General features: G+C 55.4%; 22 protein-coding genes and 1 pseudogene. 16 read left to right on the top strand and 7 right to left on the bottom strand.

Translation table 11 applies throughout. The annotated features are described in order from the left end of the window. The 8 genes from IM314_RS03380 to comJ all read left to right on the top strand — a co-directional run. A partial coding sequence (locus IM314_RS03380; protein ID WP_193358137.1) for a type VI secretion system Vgr family protein occupies positions 1–1,726 on the top strand: 1,726 nt, incomplete at its 5' end. Then, positions 1,707–2,219, top strand: a complete 513-nt coding sequence (locus IM314_RS03375; RefSeq protein ID WP_227008527.1) for a hypothetical protein — start codon at positions 1,707–1,709, stop codon at positions 2,217–2,219. The genes IM314_RS03380 and IM314_RS03375, both read left to right, overlap by 20 nt. Positions 2,220–2,294: 75 nt before the next feature. Then, on the top strand, positions 2,295–2,849 hold the full coding sequence (locus IM314_RS03370; RefSeq protein ID WP_232926874.1) for a hypothetical protein: 555 nt from the start codon (positions 2,295–2,297) through the stop codon (positions 2,847–2,849). A 3-nt stretch (positions 2,850–2,852) separates the two neighbouring features. Beyond that, on the top strand, positions 2,853–3,929 hold the full coding sequence (locus IM314_RS03365) for a hypothetical protein (protein WP_045630828.1): 1,077 nt from the start codon (positions 2,853–2,855) through the stop codon (positions 3,927–3,929). A 73-nt stretch (positions 3,930–4,002) separates the two neighbouring features. Further along, positions 4,003–4,443 carry a DcrB-related protein gene (locus IM314_RS03360; RefSeq protein WP_047364912.1) on the top strand — a complete coding sequence of 147 codons (441 nt, stop codon included), beginning with the start codon at positions 4,003–4,005 and terminating at the stop codon, positions 4,441–4,443. A 3-nt stretch (positions 4,444–4,446) separates the two neighbouring features. After that, on the top strand, positions 4,447–8,910 hold the full coding sequence (locus IM314_RS03355) for an RHS repeat-associated core domain-containing protein (RefSeq protein ID WP_227008528.1): 4,464 nt from the start codon (positions 4,447–4,449) through the stop codon (positions 8,908–8,910). Positions 8,911–8,929: 19 nt separating this feature from the next. Beyond that, a complete protein-coding gene (locus IM314_RS03350; protein WP_071993716.1) occupies positions 8,930–9,295 on the top strand; it encodes a hypothetical protein in 366 nt (121 codons plus the stop codon). A gap of 287 nt (positions 9,296–9,582) precedes the next feature. Next, on the top strand, positions 9,583–10,065 hold the full coding sequence (comJ, locus tag IM314_RS03345) for a competence protein ComJ (protein ID WP_193358138.1): 483 nt from the start codon (positions 9,583–9,585) through the stop codon (positions 10,063–10,065). A 73-nt stretch (positions 10,066–10,138) separates the two neighbouring features. Here comJ and ychF read toward each other — a convergent pair whose 3' ends face one another. Together ychF and pth are read right to left on the bottom strand one after the other, a co-directional pair. Then, a complete protein-coding gene (gene ychF / locus IM314_RS03340; RefSeq protein WP_003856650.1) occupies positions 10,139–11,233 on the bottom strand; it encodes a redox-regulated ATPase YchF in 1,095 nt (364 codons plus the stop codon). Between the two features lie 126 nt (positions 11,234–11,359). After that, a complete protein-coding gene (pth, locus tag IM314_RS03335; protein WP_008499504.1) occupies positions 11,360–11,944 on the bottom strand; it encodes an aminoacyl-tRNA hydrolase in 585 nt (194 codons plus the stop codon). Positions 11,945–12,218: 274 nt separating this feature from the next. On the opposite strand from pth, the gene ychH reads away from it, so the two are divergent. Together ychH and IM314_RS03325 are read left to right on the top strand one after the other, a co-directional pair. Continuing rightward, positions 12,219–12,494, top strand: coding sequence for a stress-induced protein YchH (gene ychH, locus IM314_RS03330; RefSeq protein ID WP_028013466.1), 276 nt, complete (start codon positions 12,219–12,221; stop codon positions 12,492–12,494). A gap of 120 nt (positions 12,495–12,614) precedes the next feature. Beyond that, positions 12,615–13,664: a MerR family transcriptional regulator gene (locus tag IM314_RS03325; protein WP_041909567.1), complete on the top strand. Its 1,050-nt coding sequence runs from the start codon at positions 12,615–12,617 to the stop codon at positions 13,662–13,664. Here the strand turns inward: IM314_RS03325 and dauA are convergent. From dauA to lolB, 4 genes are all read right to left on the bottom strand, one after another. After that, the gene (dauA, locus tag IM314_RS03320) at positions 13,659–15,338 is read right to left on the bottom strand and encodes a C4-dicarboxylic acid transporter DauA (protein WP_193358139.1); all 1,680 of its coding nucleotides are present in this window, start codon (positions 15,336–15,338) and stop codon (positions 13,659–13,661) included. The two genes, IM314_RS03325 and dauA, sit on opposite strands and share 6 nt — an antisense overlap. Before the next feature lie 124 nt (positions 15,339–15,462). Beyond that, complete coding sequence (prs, locus tag IM314_RS03315) at positions 15,463–16,410, bottom strand: ribose-phosphate diphosphokinase (RefSeq protein ID WP_003856663.1); 948 nt, start codon at positions 16,408–16,410, stop codon at positions 15,463–15,465. Between the two features lie 125 nt (positions 16,411–16,535). Beyond that, positions 16,536–17,405 carry a 4-(cytidine 5'-diphospho)-2-C-methyl-D-erythritol kinase gene (gene ispE, locus IM314_RS03310; RefSeq protein WP_028013463.1) on the bottom strand — a complete coding sequence of 290 codons (870 nt, stop codon included), beginning with the start codon at positions 17,403–17,405 and terminating at the stop codon, positions 16,536–16,538. Continuing rightward, positions 17,402–18,013 (bottom strand): lipoprotein insertase outer membrane protein LolB, encoded by a 612-nt coding sequence (gene lolB / locus IM314_RS03305; protein ID WP_028013462.1) that lies wholly within the window; start codon positions 18,011–18,013, stop codon positions 17,402–17,404. Before lolB ends, ispE begins: the two co-directional genes overlap by 4 nt. 201 nt (positions 18,014–18,214) lie before the next feature. Here lolB and hemA point away from each other — a divergent pair, with 201 nt between their 5' ends. The 6 genes and pseudogenes from hemA (at position 18,215) to kdsA (ending at position 23,259) form a co-directional block, all read left to right on the top strand. Then, the gene (gene hemA, locus IM314_RS03300) at positions 18,215–19,471 is read left to right on the top strand and encodes a glutamyl-tRNA reductase (protein ID WP_021240361.1); all 1,257 of its coding nucleotides are present in this window, start codon (positions 18,215–18,217) and stop codon (positions 19,469–19,471) included. A 41-nt stretch (positions 19,472–19,512) separates the two neighbouring features. Then, positions 19,513–20,595 (top strand): peptide chain release factor 1, encoded by a 1,083-nt coding sequence (gene prfA, locus IM314_RS03295; protein ID WP_021240360.1) that lies wholly within the window; start codon positions 19,513–19,515, stop codon positions 20,593–20,595. Continuing rightward, entirely contained in the window at positions 20,595–21,425 is an 831-nt protein-coding gene (prmC, locus tag IM314_RS03290) for a peptide chain release factor N(5)-glutamine methyltransferase (protein ID WP_193358140.1), read from the top strand. Before prfA ends, prmC begins: the two co-directional genes overlap by 1 nt. Before the next feature lie 8 nt (positions 21,426–21,433). Beyond that, positions 21,434–21,517: pseudogene (locus IM314_RS21935) on the top strand (siroheme synthase); the annotation flags it as partial. 41 nt (positions 21,518–21,558) lie between these two features. Then, entirely contained in the window at positions 21,559–22,368 is an 810-nt protein-coding gene (sirB1, locus tag IM314_RS03285) for an invasion regulator SirB1 (RefSeq protein ID WP_028013460.1), read from the top strand. 36 nt (positions 22,369–22,404) lie between these two features. Further along, complete coding sequence (gene kdsA / locus IM314_RS03280; protein ID WP_028013459.1) at positions 22,405–23,259, top strand: 3-deoxy-8-phosphooctulonate synthase; 855 nt, start codon at positions 22,405–22,407, stop codon at positions 23,257–23,259. A 74-nt stretch (positions 23,260–23,333) separates the two neighbouring features. Here the strand turns inward: kdsA and chaA are convergent, their stop codons facing one another. Beyond that, positions 23,334–24,434 carry a sodium-potassium/proton antiporter ChaA gene (gene chaA, locus IM314_RS03275; RefSeq protein ID WP_041909576.1) on the bottom strand — a complete coding sequence of 367 codons (1,101 nt, stop codon included), beginning with the start codon at positions 24,432–24,434 and terminating at the stop codon, positions 23,334–23,336. Positions 24,435–24,437 lie beyond the last annotated feature (3 nt).

Genomic DNA, 24,437 nt, shown 5'->3' with positions numbered 1-24,437 from the left:
CCGTATCCGTCAGGAGCGCTGGCAGGTTGAGCACCAGCAGATTCAGGCCACCGCCACGGCGGCGGGGATAGCGCCAGGGCACACCTTCACGTTAACCAACGCGCCGTTCTTCAGCGACAACGGGGAGTATCTGGTGACGGCGGCGGGCTACCACTTCGAGGAGAACCGCTACGCCAGCGGCGAGGGGGAGACCATACACCGTACCGATTTCACGGTCATTCCGTCGGCGGTGGTTTACCGTCCGGCGCAGAGCACGGCTTGGCCGCGCACCTACGGCCCGCAGACCGCGAAGGTGGTGGGGCCGAAGGGGGAGAGTATCTGGACGGATAAATATGGCCGGGTGAAGGTGAAGTTCCACTGGGACCGGCTGGCGAAGGGCGATGACACCAGCTCCTGCTGGGTTCGCGTGTCGAGCGCGTGGGCGGGCCAGGGCTACGGCGGGGTGCAGATCCCGCGCGTCGGCGACGAGGTGGTGGTGGACTTTATCAACGGCGACCCGGACCGTCCGATTATTACCGGCCGCGTGTATAACGACGCGAGCATGCCGCCGTGGGCGCTGCCGGCTGCGGCGACGCAGATGGGCTTTATGAGCCGCTCTAAGGGGGGCTCCGTGGACAACGCCAACGCCCTGCGCTTTGAGGATAAAGCGGGCGCAGAACAGGTATGGATCCAGGCCGAGCGCAACATGGATACCAGCGTTAAAAATGATGAAACGCACAGCGTCGGCGGGGCGCGCAGCCATTACGTGAAGAAAAATGAGCTGCATCGTGTGGAAGCAAACCAGACTCAAGCGGTGAAAGGTGGAACCGAGATCCTGACGGGGAAAGGCAAGCTGGATGCGGCGGTCGAGCAGTATGTTATTGCATCCGGGACGAAGCTGCGGCTGGTCTCAGGTGAGAGCGCTATTGAGCTGAACGCTAACGGCAAGATTAACCTGATCGGCAAAGAGTTTAACTTCTTCGTGGAAGGGGATGGTTATATCACCACGGGCGGTAAGCTGCATCTGAATACCTCTGGCACCAAGCCGGGCACAACGGCGCCGGGATCAGGGCATAAAGGGGATATTGATGCGGCGGTGCAGGCGAAATTTACGCCGGGAAAGGAGAGTAAGGCTGGTGTGGCTGCCAGCGCACCTGCCGAAACCTCTAAAAACGCTACGCCTCCAGCATCCAATGTTCCTTCAAGCGGATATGGAAAGGATGTAGATAGTCTTGTCGATAAATCACCGACGATGAAAAATGACATAGCGACGTTAAAGAAACGAGGCTGGACATTTGAAGAAGGTGAAGCAGGCAAGGGGACGTTTGCCAATCGTCAAAAGCGCGTTATTACCGTTGATAAAAATGAGCTCGGTAACCCGAATGCAGTCGTTCAGTCTCTGTCACATGAAAGTGGTCACGCTTTATATGAACCCAACATTGATTTTTCTTCGCGCGACGCCTATCTCAACAGCACACTCAGTGATGAAGGCGCTGCAACGTTGAACAATATCCGGGTCCAACGCGAAATCATAGCCAACAAGGGTGGGGATATAGGTATTGCAGGCAATCCGGCAAATCAGACACAATATAATCGTATCTATGATTCTCTCGAACGTGGGGCTATAAAGGAAAGTGAAGCGCGTACGCAGATAGGCCGTATCTTTGGCAAAGGCGAACAAACGTCTACCACAGGGCAATATTACGAAGATTATTATGGCGGTTGGTATGATAAAAATTATCCATAGTCTAAAAACGGGTGCGGTGCTTGCGGCTTTATTAACGACGGGAATGGCAGGAGGTAACATGCAGAAACAGGATCTTTGGCAGTTCATTGCAGAAATGAGCGCATCACTCAAAACATTGTCCGTTAACAGTCTGGATAACGCTTCGTTGTCATTCAAGCTAACGAAACAAAATGAATATATCATTTTCTACAATGCCGACGATATCAAACTGGCGGATGGAACGAACATTACTGCAATTGATTTACGTTTAAGTAAAGAAAGTGACGGGATGGCACCGTTACTGAATTTTTCACCGTCCGGCCAGTGCATCACTCTCGACACTGTTAAAAAACATTATCCGCAACTGACGTTAACTGATTATCCACGAGGCCGTTCGGAGAACGAAGTGACCAGTTATACAGCGCCAAAGGATATGAATGGACAAAAAATAAGCTTCAGTTTCACGGTAAAAAAACCTGACTGCTTGGGTGGGGTCGCTATTAGCGCTGACTAAAAATGTTTATTTCATTACTCACTGCTTTTTAAAGTAGTGAGTAGCACAATACTTATCCAGCAAATGACGATTAACGTGAAAAAACGCCTTTCTGTCTCTCTTTTTTTTACACTCATGTCTACCTTTCTGAGCAGTTATGAAGTAGTGGCTCAGACTATGCCGCGCATTGTGGCTAAAGATGATTTTTCTCTGCAGTTAAACGACCAGATTGTGGCACTGGGTGAGAGATGGACTCCTGAGGTTGCGCGTAAAATTGCAGTTTCTGTGGAAGGTAGTTTTGTCGGTGAAGTTCCTTTTGACGGAACGAACTATAAATTCTACCAGCATCAGAAGACTGGGTTAAGAATATTCAGTTCCAATCTCTGGTGGGATAAAACCGAGCGAAGTGTTGACGATTATATTGTGGCGCAGATTACGTTAACTGCTCCGGATGGCAAAACAGTTCGCGGGATCCATATTGGTTCAACAATAAATGAACTTATTAAAGCTTACGGCAGTGGTCAGGTCGAAAATGATTCCGGGGAGCAGTGGGTTTCCTATGAATTGGGAAAGAAATTGCTCTCTTTTGAGCTTAAAGACAGTAAGGTTGTAAAAATAACAATGAATTACGAAAATGGTACTTCAGAGTGAATTATGGCCAAAAAATATCTGGCAGTCGTTTTGTTCACGGCGTTATTGACAGGCCCCGTTGAAACCACAACGGCGCTTGAATTATCCCAATACAACAAGCTCGTTACGGTCAGTCACATCGTTAACGACAGCGAAGTGACGGACAATCTCAGGAAAACGCTGGGAAATCATTACCAGACCTTTATTGATAACTTTGATGTCTTCGGTGAACCGCATACCACCACAGGTGGTGGATTGTTTGTTGAAGGCTGGTTAAAAGATCTCTATCAGGAGAATGCATCCGCGCTGGTCATCAATCCTGACGGCAAAATCTTTGCAGCTTGGGTGGTTCCGACGTCGGACGTTATTCATTACCAGTCATCTGACAATAGCCCGGTTATTCATGCCGATATTCAGCAGTGGGCCGCCAGATTTAATGCGATGCATTTTGCAACGTTCGGCCAATCAAAACTCGTATTTGAAGGGGAGTGGGCTGGCGAATTCAAGAACGACTCGACGTTAACCCTGCGATTAGCTGAATCAGACAACCGGATCACCGGCTCTTATTGCTATATTTCCCAGAGAGGAAACCGCATAGATTGCCCGGAAGATGATGAGCAAAATCTTAGCGGTACGATCGCTGGCAATCGTGCCAGCGTTGAGTTCAACTCATCGTTTGGCGGTGTAGGTGGACGGGCTGTTCTGGAAATAAAGGGGCGTGAAATGGAATGGCGTTTAGTTACTCCTCCTCAAAAAGGAAATTACTATGCTCCGCTGCGGTATACATTACGTAAAGCCGCTTCGGTTCAAAACGCGGAAACCAGAAAACTGGACACCGATAAATTCGCTATTTCGCTGATAAACAAATGCGGCCATTTTGAGAGCAAATGTGACGAGATGGTTTATCTCGGCGTGCGCAAAAGCGATAACAGTACGATCTCCTTAAGGGGTAAAACGTTACACGACTCCGCAGGTAAAATAATCGGCTCAACGTACAAGAATGGCGAGATCGCTTATACCGTGACGTATGCACCTGTGAAATTGGTTGTCAGCAAAGGCAGTCATGTTTTAGTCGAACAGTCAGGTCAGTGGCTTAAATAAAACAGCCAGCCAAAAGGCCAGCATGGATTGGCCTCTTTTGTTTCTCTCAATATTAATCATCCCGAGTTCACTTATGAAATACACCCTCCAGGAAGGTTCATTTTCCCTTTTTCCTGCTGCCTGGCAGGATAACAGCATGAACATCATTCGCGATGACGAAAGCGGGCTGTCCGTGGTGGTCAGCCGCGGCGTGATTCCCGATGGCAGCGACTACGAACAAGAGTTTCACCGCCAGTGGGATGTGCTGCGTCCTCAGATGGGTGAGATTGCCCAGAGTGAGTTCCAGCAGGTGAAAGCAGGGCCAGATGGAAAAATTAGCGGACTGGAAGTCGAGACCACTTTTGACCGCAACGGGCAGCGTCTGTGGCAAAAACAGCTGGCTGTGCAGACGCCGGGCAAACCGGTATTGATGATTTTTACCCTCTCGGCACTCAGAGCCTTTACCGAAGAGGACGAGGTGCGCTGGAGCGCGCTTAAGCAGAGTCTGACGCTAAACGACAACCGGAATGTGTAAGGCATGAGCGATAACAACGCGGCCCGTAAGGGCGACGAGATTATTCACTCCAGCATTTTTGCTGACATCACCAGCATTGTGGCGGAAGGTGCCGCCTATGCGGTGATTGGCGCGGCGGTAGGGCTGGCGGCTACGGCGGCCGCGCCACTCCTCGGTGCCGGAGCCGCCGCCGCGGGCGTGGCGGCGATTGGATCCAGCTGTCTGTTAAGCGGAATTATCGGTGGTGTGCTGGCGAACGTGGCGGGGATCACCGACGATATTAGCAACGCCGCTGAGGGGCTAGGCAATGCGCTTTTCCCGCCGTCGCCTGCGGGCAAAATCACCACCGGTTCGAATAACGTTCTGACCAACGCAATCCCTGCCGCGCGCGCGGCAGGCACGCTCACGCCCGCCGATACCCCGCCCCCTGAGCCACAGTCGCCGGGCAGCTTTGCCGATTACGCGGGCATGCTGCTTTCCGCCGCCGGACAGTTTGGCAGCGAAATGTGGCAGCCGAGCGTGGCCTCTGCCGCTGCGGGAACTTCGCCGCTGGAAGAAGACAAGGTGGCGTGTGAAAAACACTCCGGGCCGCAGTATCTGGCGGAAGGCTCCAAAAGCGTCTTCATTAACGGCCAGCCCGCGGTGCGCGCGAAAGATCGCACCACCTGCGAAGGCACCGTCTCGGACGACGTCTCCCCGAATGTGATCATCGGCGGGGACACGCTCACGGTCCGCGATATCAAAAGCGGTAAAACGCCGGGTCTGGCGCTGGGGATGATTGCGCTCTCCCTGCTGCGCGGGCGTCCGGGCAAGATCCTGAAAAACATGCCCTGTGCGCTGGCGGCGGCAGGCGGCGGGATGCTGGCGGATATGGCGGTGAATGCCGTGTTTGGCTCCTCGCACCCGGTTCACGCCGCCACCGGCGTGAAGGTGCTGAATGACGACGACGAGCTCGATTTCTCGCTGCCGGGGCGCTTTCCGCTGCGCTGGCAGCGCAGCTATAACAGCCTGACCACCCGCGAAGGGCTGTTCGGTCTGGGCTGGGCTACAACTTTTGACAGCTATCTGACGCTGGAAGATAACAATGCGACCTGGTTCGATGAAACCGGGCGCGAGCTGAGCTTCGAGCTGCCGCCGGTCGACCGGGCGTTTTACAGCATCAGCGAAGGCATCATTATCCGCCGCAATGAGAGCGGCGACGTGGCGATTGCTGACGATGACGGCGCGGTGTGGCGTCTGTACAAACCGACCCGCGCGAATCCTTCTATCCTGCGTCTGGCCTCCCTCAGCGACGAATACGGCAACGCGCTGCTGACGGCGTGGGACGAGCACGGCAGGCTGGTTGGTCTTCACGACGAGCCGCGGGCTATCGACGTCACCCTGCGCTATGAGGATGAACGTTTCCCGCAGCGGGTTACCGCAGTCAGCCATTTCGACGGCAACCAAACCTGGCCGCTGATGCAGTGGGGCTACGATGCGCGCGGCCAGCTGGCGAGCGCGACGGATGCCTCCGGCGTGGTGACGCGTGAATACCGTTACAACGACCACGGCCTGATGGTCTGGCACCGCTTGCCGGGGGGGCTGGAGAGCGAATACCGCTGGCAAAAATTCGACCACTGGCGCGTGGTGGAAAACCGCACCAGCACTGGCGATGGCTGCCGCTTTAGCTACGATTTAGACGCGGGGCTGACGACCGTCGAGCACTACGACGGCCAGACGCGACGCCACTACTGGAACGCACAGAATCTGATTGTGCGCTACGTCGACGAGCGCGGTGAAAACTGGCGCTACGAGTGGGACGATAACGAGCTTCTGACGCGCCGTATCGATCCGCTCGGCAATGCCGTCACCTTCGTCTACGACGAAATGGGCAACCGGGTTCAGGAGACCGACGCCGACGGCAATACCCGCACCACCACCTGGCTGGAGCACCGCGCGCTTCCCTCGGCCATTATCGAAGCCGACGGCAGCGCCACCCGCTTCTGGTACGACGAACACCACGGGCTGAAGCGCGTGCTGGATCCGCTGGGGCAGACGACGCAGCTGCGCCGGGACGAGTTCGGCCAGGTCGTTGAAGAGGTCGATGCCGCCGGAAACAGCCGCTACCAGGAGTACAACGAGGCCGGGCAGGTCGTGCGTTCGACGGACTGTTCCGGGCGTATTACCCGCTATCGCTATCACCCGCTGGGCTGGCTGGTGACTGAGACTGGCGCCGACGGTGAAGAGACGCGCTACCGCTACGACGCCGCAGGGCGCCCGGTGCAGCTCGACCGTCCGGAAGGCTGGACGGAGTCGCTTAAATGGAACGAACGTGGCCTGCCGGTGAGGCACGCGGGCGCCGACGGGAAAGAGAGCGAGTTCAGATACGATGAGGCGGGGCGCTTAACCGCCACCCGTAATACGCAGGGTGAAGAGGTCCGTCGCCGCTGGGACAGCCGCGGGCGTCTGATTGCCCTGGAAAACGAAAACGGCGAAGCGTACCAGTTCCGCTGGGGCGCTGACTCGCTGCTGCTGGAAGAGGTAGGGCTTGATGGCGTGGCCTCGCAGTATCGCTATGACGCCTGCGGACGCACGATAGCGCGCACGTATGCCGCCGGCCATCCGGAGGCCATCACCCACGCCTTCGCCTGGAGCGCGAGCGGCCAGCTGGTCGCCCGCACCACGCCAGAAGGGCAGACCCGCTACCACTACACGCCGTCCGGGCTGTTGAGCCGGATTGGGCTGCATCCGGCGCTTTCAGCCGACGCATGGACCACCGAGGCGGAGCAGGAGCTTGCCTTTGAGTATGACGCGCTTGGTCGCGTTACGCGCGAAGCGAGCGAGCATGGTGAGCTGGCGTGGGGATATGATGCGCTGGGCAACCGCACTTCCGTCACGCTGCCCGATGGCCGCGAGCTGAAACAGTTCTACTACGGCAGCGGGCATCTGCTCAGCATTGCCCTCGATAAGCTGTCGGTCTCCGACTTTACACGCGACGAACTCCACCGTGAGACCAGCCGCACCCAGGGGCTGTTGACCACCCGCAGCGAATACGACCGCCTGGGCCGACTGCATCGGCGGGACGTCTTTACCGGCAACGCCCAGCGCCCGTCGCCGCGCCGCTGGTCCCGCCGCTGGGATTACGATTATCGCAATAACCTGGTGAGGGAAGAGCGGGACGATAACCCGTTCAGCTGGTACCGCTGGCAGTATGACAGCGCCGGACGTCTGCTGGTTCAGGACGGCACGCTGCCCGGCCAGGAGCAGTGGCGCTGGGATGCTGCCGGTAACCCGCTCGAAGGCTCTGCTGAGAAGGTCACGTACAACCGTCTGACGCAGCTGAACGGCATTCGCTGGCGCTATGACATCCACGGCCGCACCGTGGAGAAGGATAACGGCCAGACCCGCTGGTACTACCGTTACGATGGCGAACACCGCCTGACGGAAGTCATCAGCCAGCCGCGGGACCGCAACAGGCCGCAGACGCAGGTCAGCTTCCGCTACGATCCGCTCGGGCGACGCATCAGCAAAACGCGCCGCCAGATGCTGGGCGGCCAGCCAACCGGTAAGCCTGTCACCACGCGGTTTGTCTGGGAAGGGTTCCGCCTGCTGCAGGAAGTTCACGGGGATGTGCCGCTGACCTACGTCTACAGCGATCAGGACAGCTACGATCCGCTGGCGCGTATTGACGGCGCTGATGACCCGGAGATCTTCTGGTTCCACTGCCAGCCCAACGGCACGCCGGAGCGGATGACGGATATCGAAGGGCAGGTGCGCTGGGAAGGCGTGAACAGCGCCTGGGGCAAGCTGCTGCGGGAAAGCGAGACGCAGGTATCAGGATATTCTCAGAACCTGCGTATGCAGGGGCAATACCTGGACCGTGAGACAGGGCTGCACTACAATCTGTTCCGGTATTATGACCCGGATTGCGGAAGGTTTACGCAGCAGGACCCGATAGGGCTGGCGGGGGGGATAAACCTTTACCAGTATGCGCCGAATGCGTTGGGGTGGGCAGATCCATTAGGCTTACGATGTGGGCGAACTAATACTTGGAATGATTTTCAGCGGCAGCATAAAGGTCGTTTCAAATCATCAACTGAAGCGGCTTCTGCTTATAAAAAATTAGTTAATGAACAATCGCCTTGGCCATTAAATGAGCCTCCTTTAGATGCAACATTAGTCCCAGGGACTCGAGTAAAAATGGCCGTATCTCCAGGCCAGCCAGCGACGAGACCTGGAGGGTTTGCTACATTTGACGATATTCCTAATGCTTCATATGTTAGAAATGAGCTCGCTGTGAAGATGGAATGGAAACCGGATATTGATAGAGTAATAACTTATGAAGTTAAGAAACCATTACCAGTTAAAATTGGTGCGGTTGGACCTCAAGTTGATAAAGGTGCGAATGTATATCTGCCTGGTGGCGGTTCACAAGTCGAAATGGCTGTGCCACCTGCAGAACGCATGAATTATTTGGAAGTTATTGACGAGTCGTTGCTCAAGCCCTAATTTATGAAATGAGATTAACATGATTAATAATTTTATCTGTAATAAAGAAAAAAATGAATTGCATTGGATATATAATACACACAAAGTCACTATCGGTATAGATGATTTAGATCTGGCAATGATAGATGAAAAGAGAAAAATAATTTTTGTATTGAGTAAACCATTACCCTTACCGATGTTATTAACTGTTTTAAATATTGATGGGACTTTGCTTTCAACATTTACGCCTCCAGAAGGTGCGTCTTTTTCTTATTTGACATTAAACGATAAAAAAGAGGTTTTGATTGTCTGCTCCTTTTCGGAAAAAATAAATGGTTGGTATGATTGGCATTATTCTTTAGACTTGGATAAAAAAGTGATAACAAGAATGGCGCCATCTTATTAGAATCTGATAAAGCCATTTTAAAGTAAGGTTTTTGTGGCTTAATACAATCATAACACTAAATATGAGGCTCATCATATTCTTAGCCATAGCTATCCAAATAATAAAGTTTGCTGCCCCGTATTGTCAGCCTTGAAGCGACGGAGATCTTCTGATTCCACTGTTTGCCCAACGGCACGTCGGAGCGAATGACGGATAGCGAAGGGCAGTAACTGTAGTACAGGTTCAAGTATTGGTAAACTTTTATCAGAACTTCCAGTTAGAAAGATAATAAAAGTCGAGGTAGTGTAATGAATGATAAAAAACTACAAATAGTTGATCTGCTGATTTCGCATAGTCAAATAGTGTTACGATCCCGAGATTATGACGAAAAACTGAGTCAGTGGGGAAAAGGCAATGTTTCTCAAGGTGCTGTTCTCCACAAGGATTATGTTATATTCGATCCATTACCAGAGGACGCGTTTGGAGCAAACGTCAATATCAAGAAAGATAATGCTTTCAAAATGGATGAAAATGCTCAGCGCTGTATTGTTGTGCCATTTTTCATTACGGATAAAGATAAGCTGCAAATCGCTTCTGCAACTGAGAAATTCGATTTAAATATAGATGTGAATGAAAAAGTTTATTCACTCTTTTATGAGATTTGTGAAGGAGATGAAATTTACTATAATTTCACTCTTGTACCGGCAAAAGAAGCTATTGCTGCTAAGTTTTTGCTAGATGACCCTTGGGGAGGAATAAAAGATCATCCTCTCAAAGAAGGTATTTTTTAAATTAATACTATCAGGGAAATTTATCTCGAAAAAAATCCACGCCATAGCGTGGATTTTTTTCATTCAAAACAAATCAAACGTTAAACAGGAAGTTCATCACGTCGCCATCTTTAACGATATAATCTTTTCCTTCCGCACGCATCTTGCCTGCTTCTTTCGCGCCTTGCTCACCCTTGTAGGTAATGAAGTCTTCAAACGCGATAGTCTGCGCACGAATGAAGCCTTTCTCGAAGTCGGTGTGGATCTTACCGGCTGCCTGAGGCGCAGTCGCACCCACAGGAATCGTCCACGCACGCACTTCTTTAACGCCAGCGGTGAAGTAGGTCTGCAGGTTCAGCAGCTCATAGCCCGCGCGGATCACGCGGTTCAGGCCCGGCTCTTCCAGACCCAGTTCGGCCATGAACTCTTCACGGTCGGCGTCGTCCAGCTCGGCGATATCGGACTCAACGGCTGCGCAAACCGCCACAACCACAGAACCTTCCGCCGCGGCGATTTCACGGACTTTGTCCAGGTACGGGTTGTTCTCGAAACCGTCTTCGTTAACGTTGGCGATGTACATGGTTGGCTTCAGGGTCAGGAAGCTCAGGTATTTGATCGCCGCTTTGTCTTCGTCAGTCAGGTTTTTCAGCGCGCGCAGCATGCCGGCATTTTCCAGCTGTGGCAGGCATTTTTCCAGCGCAGCCAGTTCCGCTTTCGCATCCTTATCGCCGCCTTTCGCTTTCTTCTGCACGCGGTGAATGGCGCGTTCGCAGGTGTCGAGGTCAGAGAGCGCCAGCTCGGTGTTGATGACGTCGATATCGTCAGCCGGATCCACTTTGTTATTAACGTGGATGATGTTGTCGTTCTCGAAGCAGCGCACAACGTGGCCGATCGCTTCAGTTTCACGGATGTTGGTCAGGAACTGGTTACCCAAACCTTCGCCTTTGGAGGCACCCTTCACCAGGCCCGCGATGTCCACGAACTCCATGGTGGTGGGCAGAATGCGCTGCGGCTTCACGATTTCCGCGAGCTGGTCCAGACGCGGGTCCGGCATTGGCACCACGCCGGTGTTCGGTTCGATGGTACAGAACGGGAAGTTCGCCGCTTCGATACCCGCTTTGGTAAGCGCGTTAAACAGGGTGGATTTGCCCACGTTTGGCAGACCGACGATACCGCATTTGAATCCCATTTCTAAATCACCTTAATATCTTGATAATCAATCCGTTAACGATAACCGATTGATGAAAAGTAAATAACTACGCCTATTATACACGTAACCCGCATGACGCGCGGTAAAAAAGCCGTATCTGGCGGATTATTGCGCTTTGAAAGCGTGTAAGCGATTTGTCGCTTTGGTTAAGCCGTCTTGCAGCCAGATTTCAGTGCAGCGTGCCGCTTCGTCTACCGCCTCGTCAATCAGTTTTTGTTCGGAAACCGGGGGTTTACCGAGCACGAAACCGACAACTTTGTTTTTATCGCCCGGATGGCCGATTCCCACGCGCAAACGGTGGAAATTCGGGTTATTGCCCAACTTGCTGATGATGTCTTTAAGACCGTTGTGACCGCCGTGTCCGCCGCCCAGCTTGAATTTTGCTACGCCAGGCGGGAGATCCAGCTCATCGTGAGCCACCAGAATTTCATCCGGGTTGATGCGATAAAACGTTGCCATTGCCGCCACCGCTTTACCACTCAGGTTCATAAAGGTGGTGGGCACCAGCAGGCGAACATCCGCTCCTGCAAGGTTGATGCGTGAGGTGTAGCCGAAGAATTTAGGTTCTTCACGCAGGGGAGCACGTAACCGTTCGGCCAGCAGATCGACGTACCAGGCTCCGGCGTTGTGGCGGGTGGCCGCATACTCCGCGCCCGGGTTGGCGAGGCCGACAATCAGTTTAATCGTCACGATTCAATTCCTAATGGGTTCCAGATCTGGCGCGTAGTTTACTGTCTGGCGCGCCGCTTGACAAAATTCTGCGGTTATCCCGGCGAAATTCGAATAATTACTCATCTGAACAATTAGAATTTCAAGCTGTTCAACGCCTTATTTGTAAACTTTTGTTTGTGCGTTATCCGTAATTGTGATCATTCACGCAACTCATAAAAAGGGCGTTGTCTATACTTTACACACAAGGAATAGGGGCTTTTCCCCTGACAACCCAAAGTTCCGGAGGTGACATGTGAAACGCAAAAACGCTTCGATGCTCGGTAACGTGCTAATGGGGTTGGGACTGTTCGTGATGGTAGTCGGCGTAGGTTATTCCATTTTAAACCAACTGCCGCAGCTTGATCTCCCACAATACTTCGCGCATGGCGCGGTATTGAGCATCTTCCTCGGTGCAGTATTGTGGCTCGCCGGGGCGCGCGTAAGCGGACATGAGGAAGTCTGCGATAAATACTGGTGGGTGCGCCACTACGACAAACGCTGTCGTCGTGACCAGCATAAGCACAGCTAGAGCCTGATTAAGAACATCGAAACGACTCCATCCGGAGTCGTTTTTTTTGCATAGCATATTGACCCTCACGTAACGTAAGGCTCCAGAGTGGTGGCACTGGCAAAGTAAAAAGGAGCAGTTATGTTGATTCAGGTGGGTGAGCTGGCGAAACGAGCCGGTATCACCGTGCGGACATTGCATCACTACGAGCAAACAGGGCTGTTGCTGCCTTCTGCCAGAAGCGCGGCAGGTTACCGGCTTTACAACCTGGCGGATGTCCAGCGTCTGCACATGATCCAGGCGCTGGCAAAAGCGGGGCTGGAACTTGCTGAAATCAGGGATTTTCTGGAAAAGGAGTCGCTGTCGTTGACCGAGCTACTCGATGCGCAAATCACGCTGCTGGATAAACAGCTGCGCAGCATACACACGCTGCGCGACCGGCTGGTGGAGCTGCGTACCGGGCTTACCGACGATGCGACGCCGGATCTGGAGTCCTGGCTACAGACTCTGGAGTTAATGAATATGTACGATCGCTGGTTTAGCAAAGAAGAGTTACAGCAGTTGCCGTTTGCGGTACAGAAGGATGCGCTGGCGGCTATCTGGTCAGGGCTGGTGGCAGAGGCTAACGCGCTGCTGGAACAGGATATACCCGTTACTGACACGCGGGCGATGGATCTGGCGACCCGCTGGATGGAACGTCTTGAACAGGACACGGCGGGCAAGCCGGAGTTTCTCACCCGGCTGAACGAGATGCACAGCGTAGAGCCACAGATGCAGGCGCAGACCGGCATCACCCCGGAGATGACAGATTACATCACGCGGGCGTTTGCGGAATCTAAGCTCAGGATATGGGAGAAGTATCTCACTGCCGAAGAGATGGCCTTTACCCGGGCACATTATTTTGACCGCATGATGGAGTGGCCGCCGCTGGTGGCGAAACTGCATCAGGCGCAGCGGGACAATATCGCTCCTGACTCGAAGGAGGCGCAAAAGCTGGCTGAAAACTGGCTGGCATTGTTCCAGTCCTACGCAGGCACCAACCCCGAGACCCAGCAAAAGTTTCGTACGGCTATGCAGCAGGAGCCGCATCTGATGAAAGGAACCTGGATGACGCCTGCCGTGCTTGCATGGCTCCAGCAGGCGATCGGGGTGATGATGCAGAGACGTTTCTCTGCATCAGGTAACTCATAGATCCGCTAACGCGGCTTCACGGTTAGGATAAAAGGCAAGGCGGCCAGGGATCGGCTGCACGCCCGCACGCGCCATGGTGCGCAGGGGCTGGAATTCCAGGTTGCTGACCCGCAGCTCGCAGCCTTCCGGCAGACGTGCAACAAAGCGCTGGAAGGCATCCAGACCACCGGCATCCAGAACCGGGACGGCATCCCACTTCAGCACCACAACCCGTTTCCCCGCGATGCGGGACTCCAGATCGCTGAACAATCCTTCCGCCGCGGCAAAGAATAGCGGGCCAATCACGCGCAGCACCAGCACATCCTCAGGCACCTCCACGTTAACCGGCGTGAGGCGCGTCATCTGCGCGATGCGGCGCATAAATAGCAGGGACGCAAGCACGATCCCGACGCTGATGGCGATAACCATATCGAACAGCACGGTCAGCGACATGCAGATTAGCATCACGATGATGTCGTCTTTCGGCGCGCGACGCAGCAGGTTCACCACCTTATGCGCCTCGCTCATGTTCCAGGCCACCATCAGCAGCAGGGCGGCCATGGCGGAAAGCGGCAGCCAGGAGAGCAGCGGGGCAAGGATCAGCAGCGCCAGAATCACCAGCACGGAGTGGATAACCGCTGAAACGGGGGAGGTCGCACCTGCGCGCACGTTTGCCGCAGAACGGGCGATGGCTGCCGTAGCGGTAATCCCGCCAAAGAACGGTGCGATGAGGTTGCCTAAGCCCTGACCGACCAGTTCGCTGTTGGCTTTGTGCTTGGTGCCGGTCATGCCGTCGAGCACCACAGCGCACAGCAGGGATTCAATCGCTCCCAGCATCGCCATAGAGAACGCGGCGGGCAGCAGGGCGCGAAGGGAATCCCAGCTCAGGGTGAAGCTCGAACCAGGCATGTCCCACGGCAGCACCAGCTGCGGCAGCAGCTGTGGAATGCCGTTACCCTGCGAACCGTCCGCCAGAACATAGTGGAACTGCGAGCCGATAGTCGCGACATGACCGCCGAACATATTGACGATAGCCATCACCGCGCAGCCCAGCAGCAGGGCGGGCAGATGGCCCGGCAGGCGAATACCGAGACGAGGCCAGACGATCAGCGTCCCCAGGGTGACTATTCCGATGGCGGCGTCGCCCAGGTTGGCCGTTGGCAGCGCCATAAACAGCGCCCCCACTTTTTGTAAATAGTGCTCCGGGACGTGGGGCATCTGCAGACCGAGAAAATCTTTGATCTGCATGGTTCCGATGGTGATCCCAATCCCCGAGGTGAACCCCAGCGTCACGGAAAGGGGAATATATTCAATCAGGCGACCAAAACGGGCCAGACCGAACAGAATCAAAAAGACGCCGGACATCAGGGTGGCAACCAGCAGGCCTGCCAGACCAAACTGTTGTGAAACCGGGTAGAGGATCACCACAAAGGCGGCGGTCGGGCCGGAGACGCTGAAGCGCGAGCCGCCCGTCAGGGCAATAACAATCCCGGCAACGGCCGAGGTATACAGACCGTACTGTGGCGCAACGCCGCTGCCAATCGCCAGCGCCATCGCCAGCGGGATGGCAATAATTCCGACGGTGATCCCGGCAATCAGGTCACGGATAAAGCGTGACGAGGTGTACTTCTCTTTCCAGCAGGCGTCGATGAGGGCGCGAAAGGGCAGAACATGTGAGGAGGCTACGTTTTTCACAATTATCTATCATCCGTGTGCGCATCATCTGTCATATGAATGGCAGGTGAAGGAGGCATTAATCATACAAATAAAACCCAGAGACAAAAAAACCCGCCGCAGCGGGTTTTTTGGCCGTGTTCGATTAGTGTTCGAACATTGCAGAGATGGATTCTTCGTTGCTGATACGACGAATCGCTTCGGCCAGCATCCCGGACAGGGTCAGGGTACGCACGTTTGGCAGTGCCTTGATCTCGTCGCTCAGTGGGATGGTATCGCATACCACAACTTCGTCAATGACGGAGTTGCGCAGGTTGTTCACGGCATTACCGGAGAAGATCGGGTGGGTCGCGTAAGCGAACACGCGCTTGGCACCGCGCTCTTTCAGCGCTTCAGCGGCTTTACACAGCGTACCGCCGGTATCGATCATGTCGTCAACCAGCACGCAGTCGCGGCCAGCCACGTCACCGATGATGTGCATCACCTGAGAAACGTTAGCGCGCGGACGACGCTTGTCGATGATCGCCATGTCGGTATCGTTCAGCAGCTTGGCAATAGCACGGGCACGGACCACGCCGCCGATATCCGGAGATACCACGATTGGGTTGTCCAGGTTCAGCTGCAGCATGTCTTCCAGCAGGATTGGGCTGCCGAATACGTTATCAACCGGGACGTCGAAGAAGCCCTGGATCTGCTCTGCGTGCAGGTCAACGGTCAGTACGCGGTCAACGCCGACGCTGGACAGGAAGTCAGCGACAACTTTTGCGGTGATGGGCACACGCGCGGAACGGACGCGACGGTCCTGGCGGGCATAACCAAAGTAAGGGATAACAGCAGTGATACGGCCTGCGGAAGCGCGACGCAGGGCGTCGACCATAACAACCAGTTCCATCAGGTTGTCGTTTGTTGGAGCACAGGTGGACTGGATGATGAAAATATCACCACCGCGTACATTTTCGTTGATTTGTACGCTGACTTCGCCGTCGCTAAAGCGACCTACGGCGGCGTCGCCGAGGGAAGTGTACAGGCGGTTGGCAATACGTTGTGCTAGTTCCGGGGTGGCGTTACCAGCAAAAAGCTTCATATCAGGCACGAGAAGAACCTCAGGCATGCGTCCAGTGGTGGATAACGTTCGCCGCAAACTGCGGGGCCTAAGCGAAGGCTATCCAGGCGGTGTATTAAAGAGCGCGATGCAACGTCTGGAACAGGGTGACGTTGTCACCGAAACTCAGTCTGCGCCAGAATGGCCTGCTGTAGGGGGGAGGTGTTCATCCCGCGCGCTACAAAACCATGCAGCCAATCCGGCGCTTGCTCAAGCACCTGACGGGCGGCGGATTCGGTGTCAAATTCAGCAAAGACACAGGCCCCTGTACCGGTCAGGCGCGACGGCGCGTATTCTAACAGCCAGGAAAGCACCGCATCAACCTCGCGAAAACGTTTTCTTGCGATATCCTCGCAATCGTTGCTGAATTCACAATTTAATAACGTTTCTATTGACCGTACCGGGGTATTTCTTTTCAGGTCAGGATCTTTAAAGATGACCGGGGTCGGAATGCTCACGCCGGGGTGGGCAACCAGATACCATTTCTCCGGCGGGTTGACCGGGGAGAGGATCTCACCCACGCCCTCGGCAAAGGCCGCGTGGCCGCGAACAAACACAGGGACATCTGCGCCCAGCGTTAAGCCCAAACCAGCCAGTTCATCCGTCGATAGCCCGCAGCCCCAGAGGTGGTTCAGCGCAACCAGCACGGTGGCGGCGTTTGATGAGCCCCCGCCGAGACCGCCACCCATCGGCAGACGCTTCTCAATGCGGATATCCGCACCGCTTCCCGCCGGCAGACGGCCCGATTCCGCGGCGGCTTTCATCAGCAGGCGCGCGGCGCGGACGATCAGGTTGTCCTCATGTGCCACGCCGTCGACCGGCGTCAGCAGGCAAATCTGTCCATCCTGACGCGGCTCGATGGCAATCGTGTCGCCATAGTCAATAAACTGAAACAGCGTCTGCAGAGTGTGATAGCCGTCAGCACGCTGGCCGGTGATGTATAAAAACAGGTTCAGTTTTGCCGGAGAAGGCCAGTGGGTCATCATTTAACGATCCAGTTGTCCATTTTCAGCTTGATGCGCTGGCTGCCCTGGGTCAGCTCCATGTTTGATGGCAGCGAAGGTTTACTCTTGCTGTCATAGGCGCTGTACACCACTTTCCAGGTTTTGCCGTTCTGGGTGTAGTTGACCTGGCTCAGACGGTATTGATCGTCAAGCGTATAGTCGGTCGCTTCGCCCGGCAGGCCGAGGATCCACTGGCGCAGGCTGTTCAGTGGAATTGGCATCCCGGTCAGCTTGCCAATCATCTCTTCAGCATCAGTCGCCGTATAGTGCTGGCCTTTGTTATCGGTGATCTGCGCTTCGCCCGGTTTGGCGATAAGCTCCAGCTCGGTGCTGCCAAGCGGGTTCAGCAGCAGCAGGCGATAGTTGTCCTGCCCCGTTTGCTGCCAGAAGAAGCGGGCATAAACCTTTTGTTCGTCAGAGAGATACGCGAAGGCGCCGCGCGTCTGGTACTGCTTCAAATTAAGGACGTCCTGCTGGTGCTGACGCCACTGCGGTGAATCAGGGCTTTTGCCCGGGCCTTTTGGTTGGGTGACAGTACAGGCGGTCAGAACCAGTGCTGCCAGCGGCAGCAGGCGAATCAGTCGGGTCATAATGAGGACAAATCCTTGAGATACGTTGCAGTTATAACTGTTAATGCTAGCGCCCCGCAGTGCTACCGTCTACGTTCAAATTATCTCAAAGCGTTGAGTAACCTATTACTCCGAAAGGAGGCGGTCTCTTTTATTGATCTCGCGCATCCTGTATGATGCGTCCTGCTAACCTTATTAACGCTGGTACTACTCCCGCTCAACATGACCCTATTAGCACTCGGCATCAACCACAAAACGGCCCCGGTTTCGCTGCGAGAACGCGTTACGTTTTCGCCGGATACGCTTGACCTGGCGCTGGACAGCCTGCTTGCACAGCCGATGGTGCAGGGTGGCGTGGTGCTTTCGACGTGCAACCGTACCGAGCTGTATTTGAGCGTGGAAGAGCAGGATAACCTGCACGACGCGCTGATCCGCTGGCTATGTGACTACCACAATCTCAACGAAGACGAGCTGCGCAACAGCCTGTACTGGCATCAGGATAACGATGCGGTCAGCCATCTGATGCGCGTCGCCAGCGGTCTGGATTCGCTGGTGCTTGGCGAGCCGCAGATCCTCGGCCAGGTAAAAAAAGCCTTCGCAGATTCCCAGAAAGGGCATCTCAAGGCCAGCGAGCTGGAGCGCATGTTCCAGAAGTCCTTCTCCGTGGCGAAGCGTGTGCGAACCGAAACCGACATTGGTGCCAGTGCGGTTTCTGTTGCTTTCGCGGCCTGTACCCTTGCACGGCAAATCTTTGAATCCCTGTCGACCGTCACCGTGATGCTGGTAGGCGCGGGCGAAACCATCGAGCTTGTGGCGCGCCATCTGCGCGAGCATAAAGTGAAAAAGATGATTATCGCGAACCGCACCCGCGAACGCGCGCAGGTGCTGGCGGACGAAGTGGGTGCCGAGGTGGTTGCGCTGAGCGATATTGATGAACGTCTGAAAGAGGCGGACATTATTATCAGCTCTACCGCCAGCCCGCTGCCGATCATCGGTAAAGGGATGGTGGAGCGTGCGCTGAAATCCCGCCGTAATCAGCCAATGCTGCTGGTGGATATCGCCGTTCCGCGCGATGTTGAGCCAGAGGTTGGCAAGCTGGCTAACGCCTATCTTTACAGCGTGGATGACCTGCAAAGCATTATTTCGCACAACCTCGCCCAGCGTAAAGCGGCGGCGGTGCAGGCGGAAACCATTGTTGAGCAAGAAACCAGCGAATTTATGGCCTGGCTGCGCGCGCAAAGCGTCAGCGAGACCATCCGCGAGTATCGCGGACAGGCGGAGCAGGTGCGTGATGACCTGACTGCCAAAGCGTTAGCGGCCCTGGAACAGGGCGGCGACGCGCAGGCGATTATGCAGGATCTGGCGTGGAAGCTGACCAACCGCCTGATCCATGCGCCAACCAAATCTCTTCAACAGGCTGCCCGTGACGGGGATGATGAACGCCTGACTATTCTGCGCAACAGCCTCGGGCTGGAATAGCGCCCTATACCCATTTTCTAAGACAAGGTGCACTTACGCCTATGAAGCCTTCTATCGTCGCTAAACTGGAAGCTCTGCACGAGCGCCATGAAGAAGTACAGGCGCTGCTCGGCGATGCCGGGACTATCGCAGACCAGGAACGTTTTCGCGCGCTTTCGCGTGAATATGCGCAGTTGAGTGATGTATCAAAATGCTTTACCGACTGGCGACAGGTTCAGGAAGATATTGAAACCGCGCAGATGATGCTCGACGATCCTGAGATGCGCGAGATGGCGCAGGAAGAGCTGCAGGATGCAAAAGCGCGTTCCGAAGAGATGGAGCAGCAGCTTCAGGTGCTGCTCCTGCCGAAAGATCCGGACGATGAACGTAACGCGTTTGTCGAAGTGCGCGCCGGTACCGGCGGTGACGAAGCGGCGCTCTTTGCCGGGGATCTGTTCCGCATGTACAGCCGCTACGCCGAATCGCGCCGCTGGCGCGTGGAGATCATGAGCGCCAACGAAGGCGAACATGGCGGCTACAAAGAGGTTATCGCCAAGATCAGCGGCGACGGCGTGTACGGACGTCTGAAGTTTGAATCCGGCGGTCACCGCGTGCAGCGCGTTCCGGCCACCGAATCTCAGGGCCGTATTCATACCTCCGCCTGTACGGTGGCGGTGATGCCGGAGCTGCCGGAAGCGGAACTGCCGGACATCAACCCGGCGGACCTGCGCATCGACACCTTCCGCTCCTCCGGGGCGGGCGGTCAGCACGTTAACACCACCGACTCCGCCATCCGTATTACCCACCTGCCGACCGGCATCGTGGTGGAGTGTCAGGACGAACGTTCGCAGCACAAAAACAAAGCCAAAGCGTTGTCCGTGCTGGGCGCGCGCATCCACGCGGCGGAAATGGCGAAGCGTCAGCAGGCGGAAGCCTCTACGCGTCGTAACCTGCTGGGCAGCGGCGATCGCAGCGACCGTAACCGCACCTACAACTTCCCTCAGGGGCGCGTGACCGACCACCGCATCAACCTGACCCTGTACCGTCTGGATGAGGTGATGGAAGGGAAGCTGGATATGCTGATTGAGCCTATCGTGCAGGAATACCAGGCCGACCAGCTGGCGGCGCTGTCCGAGCAGGAATAATGGATTTTCAGCGCTGGTTACGCGAGGCGGCCGCTGAGCTTTCCAAAAGCGAAAGCCCGAAGCGCGATACCGAAATTTTGCTTGAGCATGTGACGGGTAAAGCCCGCACGTACCTGCTGGCATTCGGCGAAACTGAGCTGACTGCAGAGCAGGAAGCACGGCTCGCCGCGCTGCTTGCCCGCCGTAAAAACGGCGAGCCGGTGGCGCACCTTGTCGGTGAGCGCGAGTTCTGGTCGCTACCGCTTTACGTCTCGGCGGCAACGCTGATCCCGCGTCCGGATACCGAGTGTCTGGTTGAGCAGGCGCTGGCACGTTTACCCGCAGCGGCCTGCCGCATTCTCGATCTCGGTACTGGCACCGGTGCTATCGCGCTGGCGCTGGCCAGCGAGCGGCCTGACTGCGATGTGACGGCAGTGGATGTGATGCCCGACGCGGTGGCGCTGGCGCTGCGTAACGTGGAACGTCTCGGGCTCAGCAACGTAACGGTGCTGCAAAGCAGCTGGTTTGCCGCGCTGGAGAACCGCTCATTTGCGATGATTGTCAGCAATCCTCCTTACATTGACGAACATGATCCGCACCTTGCGCAGGGAGATGTTCGCTTCGAACCGCTGACGGCGCTTGTGGCCGCCAACGCGGGATTAGCCGATCTTGATCACATTGTGACAACGTCACGAGAGCATTTGCTCCCCGGCGGCTGGCTGCTCGTGGAGCATGGCTGGACGCAGGGAGAATCCGTGCGGGCACTGTTTACCCAGGCAGGCTACGCCGCTGTCGAAACCTGCCGCGACTACGGCGGCAACGAACGCCTGACGCTGGGGCAGTGGTCTTGAGATCCGGGTATCTGCCATTTACTGATAAAGGCGTAAGGCTGACTGAAAGGCAGTTTGGCGTTATCATCTACATCGTTTTGAGTTTTATCGCGCCTGAGCGTCATTGTTCGCTCAGTCGTTACTGGGGTAAGTCATGAGGTCCTTAGCCGATTTCGAATTTAATAAAGTGCCGCTTTGCGATGGCATGATCCTGATTTCGGAGATGATACGCGACGATTTTACGTCGCAGTACGTTTACGATGAGCTGGAGAATCTGGTCAGCCTGGCGCGTGAAGAGATCAATCAGGCGCGCCCGCAGGACTGGCAATTAGAGAAGCTTCTGGAGCTTTTCTACGGCGAATGGGGTTTCTGCGACACGCGTGGCGTGTATCGCCTGTCTGACGCATTATGGCTGGACCAGGTCTTAAAAAATCGTCAGGGCAGCGCCGTTGCGCTGGGCTCTATTTTGCTGTGGGTTGCGCACCGCCTGGATATTCCGCTGGTGCCGGTTATTTTCCCGACGCAGATGATCCTGCGTGCGGAGTGGCTGGACGGTGAGATGTGGCTCATTAATCCGTTTAACGGCGACACGCTGGACGAGCATACGCTGGACGTCTGGCTGAAAGGCAACATCAGCCCGGTGGCCGAGCTCTTTAACGAAGATCTCGACGAAGCCGACAACGCCGAAGTCATTCGCAAGCTGCTGGATACGCTGAAGTCAGCGCTGATGGAAGAGCGTCAGATGGAGCTGGCCTTGCGTGCCAGTGAAGTGCTGTTGCAGTTTAATCCGGAAGATCCTTACGAAATTCGCGACCGCGGGCTTATCTATGCCCAGCTCGACTGCGAGCACGTGGCGCTGAACGATCTGAGCTATTTCGTCGAGCAGTGTCCGGAAGATCCGATTAGCGAAATGATTCGCGCGCAGATCAACGCGATCTCGCACAAACAAATTACACTGCATTAATCTTAATTCCGATTCACACCTGAATAAGGCGATCCTATGAAACAAAAAGTGGTTAGCATTGGTGATATCAAGGTAGCAAACGACCTGCCGTTCGTGCTGTTTGGCGGTATGAACGTGCTGGAATCCCGCGATCTCGCCATGCGTATCTGCGAGCACTACGTGACCGTGACCCAGAAGCTGGGCATTCCGTACGTGTTTAAAGCCTCTTTTGACAAAGCCAACCGCTCCTCCATCAACTCTTACCGTGGCCCGGGCCTGGAAGAGGGGATGAAAATTTTCCAGGAGCTGAAGCAGACGTTTGGCGTGAAAGTGATCACCGACGTGCATGAGTCCTGGCAGGCGCAGCCTGTGGCAGACGTGGTAGACGTAATCCAGCTTCCGGCGTTCCTGGCGCGTCAGACCGACCTGGTTGCCGCGATGGCGAAAACCGGTGCCGTGATCAACGTGAAAAAACCGCAGTTCGTGAGCCCTGGCCAGATGGGTAACATCGTTGATAAGTTTATCGAAGGCGGTAACGACAAGATTATTCTGTGCGACCGTGGCGCTAACTTCGGTTACGACAACCTGGTTGTGGACATGCTGGGCTTCAGCGTGATGAAGAACGTTTCTAACCAGTCGCCGGTGATCTTCGACGTTACCCATGCGCTGCAGTGCCGCGACCCGTTTGGTGCAGCCTCTGGCGGCCGTCGTGCTCAAGTGACCGAGCTGGCGCGCGCCGGTATGGCGACCGGCCTGGCAGGTCTGTTCATTGAAGCGCACCCGGATCCGGCTAACGCGAAATGCGATGGCCCATCCGCGCTGCCTCTGGATAAGCTGGAGCCGTTCCTGAAGCAGATCAAAGCGATTGACGATCTGGTGAAAAGCTTCGACGAGCTGGATACCAGCAACTAATAAAAAAACCCGCTTCGGCGGGTTTTTTTATGGGACATATTGCCGGGTAAGCGCAGCGCCGCTGGGCAAAAAGACTACGCAAAGATCGTCATCAAATACGCTACAAACAGCGCCATATGCGCCGCGCCGTTCAGGACATTGGTGCGGCCAGTGGAGAATGAAATCTGGCACAGCAGCAGCGAGGCCACCATCACAATCATCTCCGGCGCGCCCAGCGCAAACTGCAGCTCGTTACCGGTCATAAAGGCAATCAGCGTCACCACCGGCACGGTGAGTGAAATGGTCGCCAGCACGGAGCCGAAGAACAGATTCATCGCACGCTGCACCTGATTGTTCAGCACCGCCTTCAGCGCACCTAAACCCTCAGGGGACAGGATCAGCAGCGCCACCAGGAAACCGGTAAAGGCCACCGGCGCGTTCAGCTCGGTTAACAGCGTCTCCAGCGGGTTGGCGTTCATCTTGGTGACGGCAATCACCGCAATCAGATGCACGATCAGCCAAACCGTGTGCCACGCGCTGCTGTGGGCCGACGGTTTACCGTGGTGCGGGTCATCGTCGTCGCTGTCGTCTTCATGCTCATACACAAACAGGCTCTGGTGCGTTTTGGTCTGAATGAGCAGGAATACGCCGTACATGGCGGCGGAAATCAGCGCGACCAGCAGCGACTGGCCGGTGGAGAAATTTGCACCCGGCAGCGCCATCGGGAAGACCAGTACGATGATGGCCAGCGGGAAGAGGGCGATCAGATACTGTTTAATGCCGAAAAGATTCATGTACTGGGTCGCAAATTTGCGTCCGCCCAGTAACAGAGAGAAGCCTACCAGGCCGCCCGTCACAATCATAATGATGGAGTAAAGCGTATCGCGCATCAGGGTCGGGGCGGCATCGCCGGTTGCCATCAACGCGGAAATCAGGCTGACTTCGAGAATAACGACGGAAAGGCTGAGAATTAAAGAGCCATAAGGCTCGCCCAGGCGGTGGGCTAATACGTCCGCATGACGAACGACGCTAAACGCGCTGGTTAAAATGCCCACCAGAGCAAGAATATTGATACCAACCACCACTGGCAGTGACTGACTGCTTCCCCAGAAGAGCAGCACAGCCAGTGCCAGAACCGGGAAAATGAGAGACGTCTCCTTGTGGCGGGTCTTTACCGCCTCGTGTGTTGCTGTCATGTG

Source organism: Enterobacter cloacae complex sp. P42RS, assembly GCF_014930595.1.
Taxonomy (GTDB): Bacteria; Pseudomonadota; Gammaproteobacteria; order Enterobacterales; family Enterobacteriaceae; genus Enterobacter; species Enterobacter bugandensis.
The sequence above is the reverse complement of the archived record's forward strand: the minus strand, read 5'-3'. Positions and strand labels throughout refer to the sequence as shown.

Excerpts from the sequence above, each read along its gene's own strand:
- IM314_RS03375 (WP_227008527.1), top strand. The coding sequence starts at position 1,707 with ATGATAAAAATTATCCATAGTCTAAAAACGGGTGCGGTGCTTGCGGCT.
- IM314_RS03365 (WP_045630828.1), top strand. The coding sequence starts at position 2,853 with ATGGCCAAAAAATATCTGGCAGTCGTTTTGTTCACGGCGTTATTGACA.
- IM314_RS03360 (WP_047364912.1), top strand. The coding sequence starts at position 4,003 with ATGAAATACACCCTCCAGGAAGGTTCATTTTCCCTTTTTCCTGCTGCC.
- IM314_RS03355 (WP_227008528.1), top strand. The coding sequence starts at position 4,447 with ATGAGCGATAACAACGCGGCCCGTAAGGGCGACGAGATTATTCACTCC.
- IM314_RS03350 (WP_071993716.1), top strand. The coding sequence starts at position 8,930 with ATGATTAATAATTTTATCTGTAATAAAGAAAAAAATGAATTGCATTGG.
- comJ (WP_193358138.1), top strand. The coding sequence starts at position 9,583 with ATGAATGATAAAAAACTACAAATAGTTGATCTGCTGATTTCGCATAGT.
- ychF (WP_003856650.1), bottom strand. The coding sequence starts at position 11,233 with ATGGGATTCAAATGCGGTATCGTCGGTCTGCCAAACGTGGGCAAATCC.
- IM314_RS03325 (WP_041909567.1), top strand. The coding sequence starts at position 12,615 with ATGTTGATTCAGGTGGGTGAGCTGGCGAAACGAGCCGGTATCACCGTG.
- ispE (WP_028013463.1), bottom strand. The coding sequence starts at position 17,405 with ATGATGACCCACTGGCCTTCTCCGGCAAAACTGAACCTGTTTTTATAC.
- lolB (WP_028013462.1), bottom strand. The coding sequence starts at position 18,013 with ATGACCCGACTGATTCGCCTGCTGCCGCTGGCAGCACTGGTTCTGACC.
- hemA (WP_021240361.1), top strand. The coding sequence starts at position 18,215 with ATGACCCTATTAGCACTCGGCATCAACCACAAAACGGCCCCGGTTTCG.
- prfA (WP_021240360.1), top strand. The coding sequence starts at position 19,513 with ATGAAGCCTTCTATCGTCGCTAAACTGGAAGCTCTGCACGAGCGCCAT.
- prmC (WP_193358140.1), top strand. The coding sequence starts at position 20,595 with ATGGATTTTCAGCGCTGGTTACGCGAGGCGGCCGCTGAGCTTTCCAAA.
- sirB1 (WP_028013460.1), top strand. The coding sequence starts at position 21,559 with ATGAGGTCCTTAGCCGATTTCGAATTTAATAAAGTGCCGCTTTGCGAT.
- kdsA (WP_028013459.1), top strand. The coding sequence starts at position 22,405 with ATGAAACAAAAAGTGGTTAGCATTGGTGATATCAAGGTAGCAAACGAC.
- chaA (WP_041909576.1), bottom strand. The coding sequence starts at position 24,434 with ATGACAGCAACACACGAGGCGGTAAAGACCCGCCACAAGGAGACGTCT.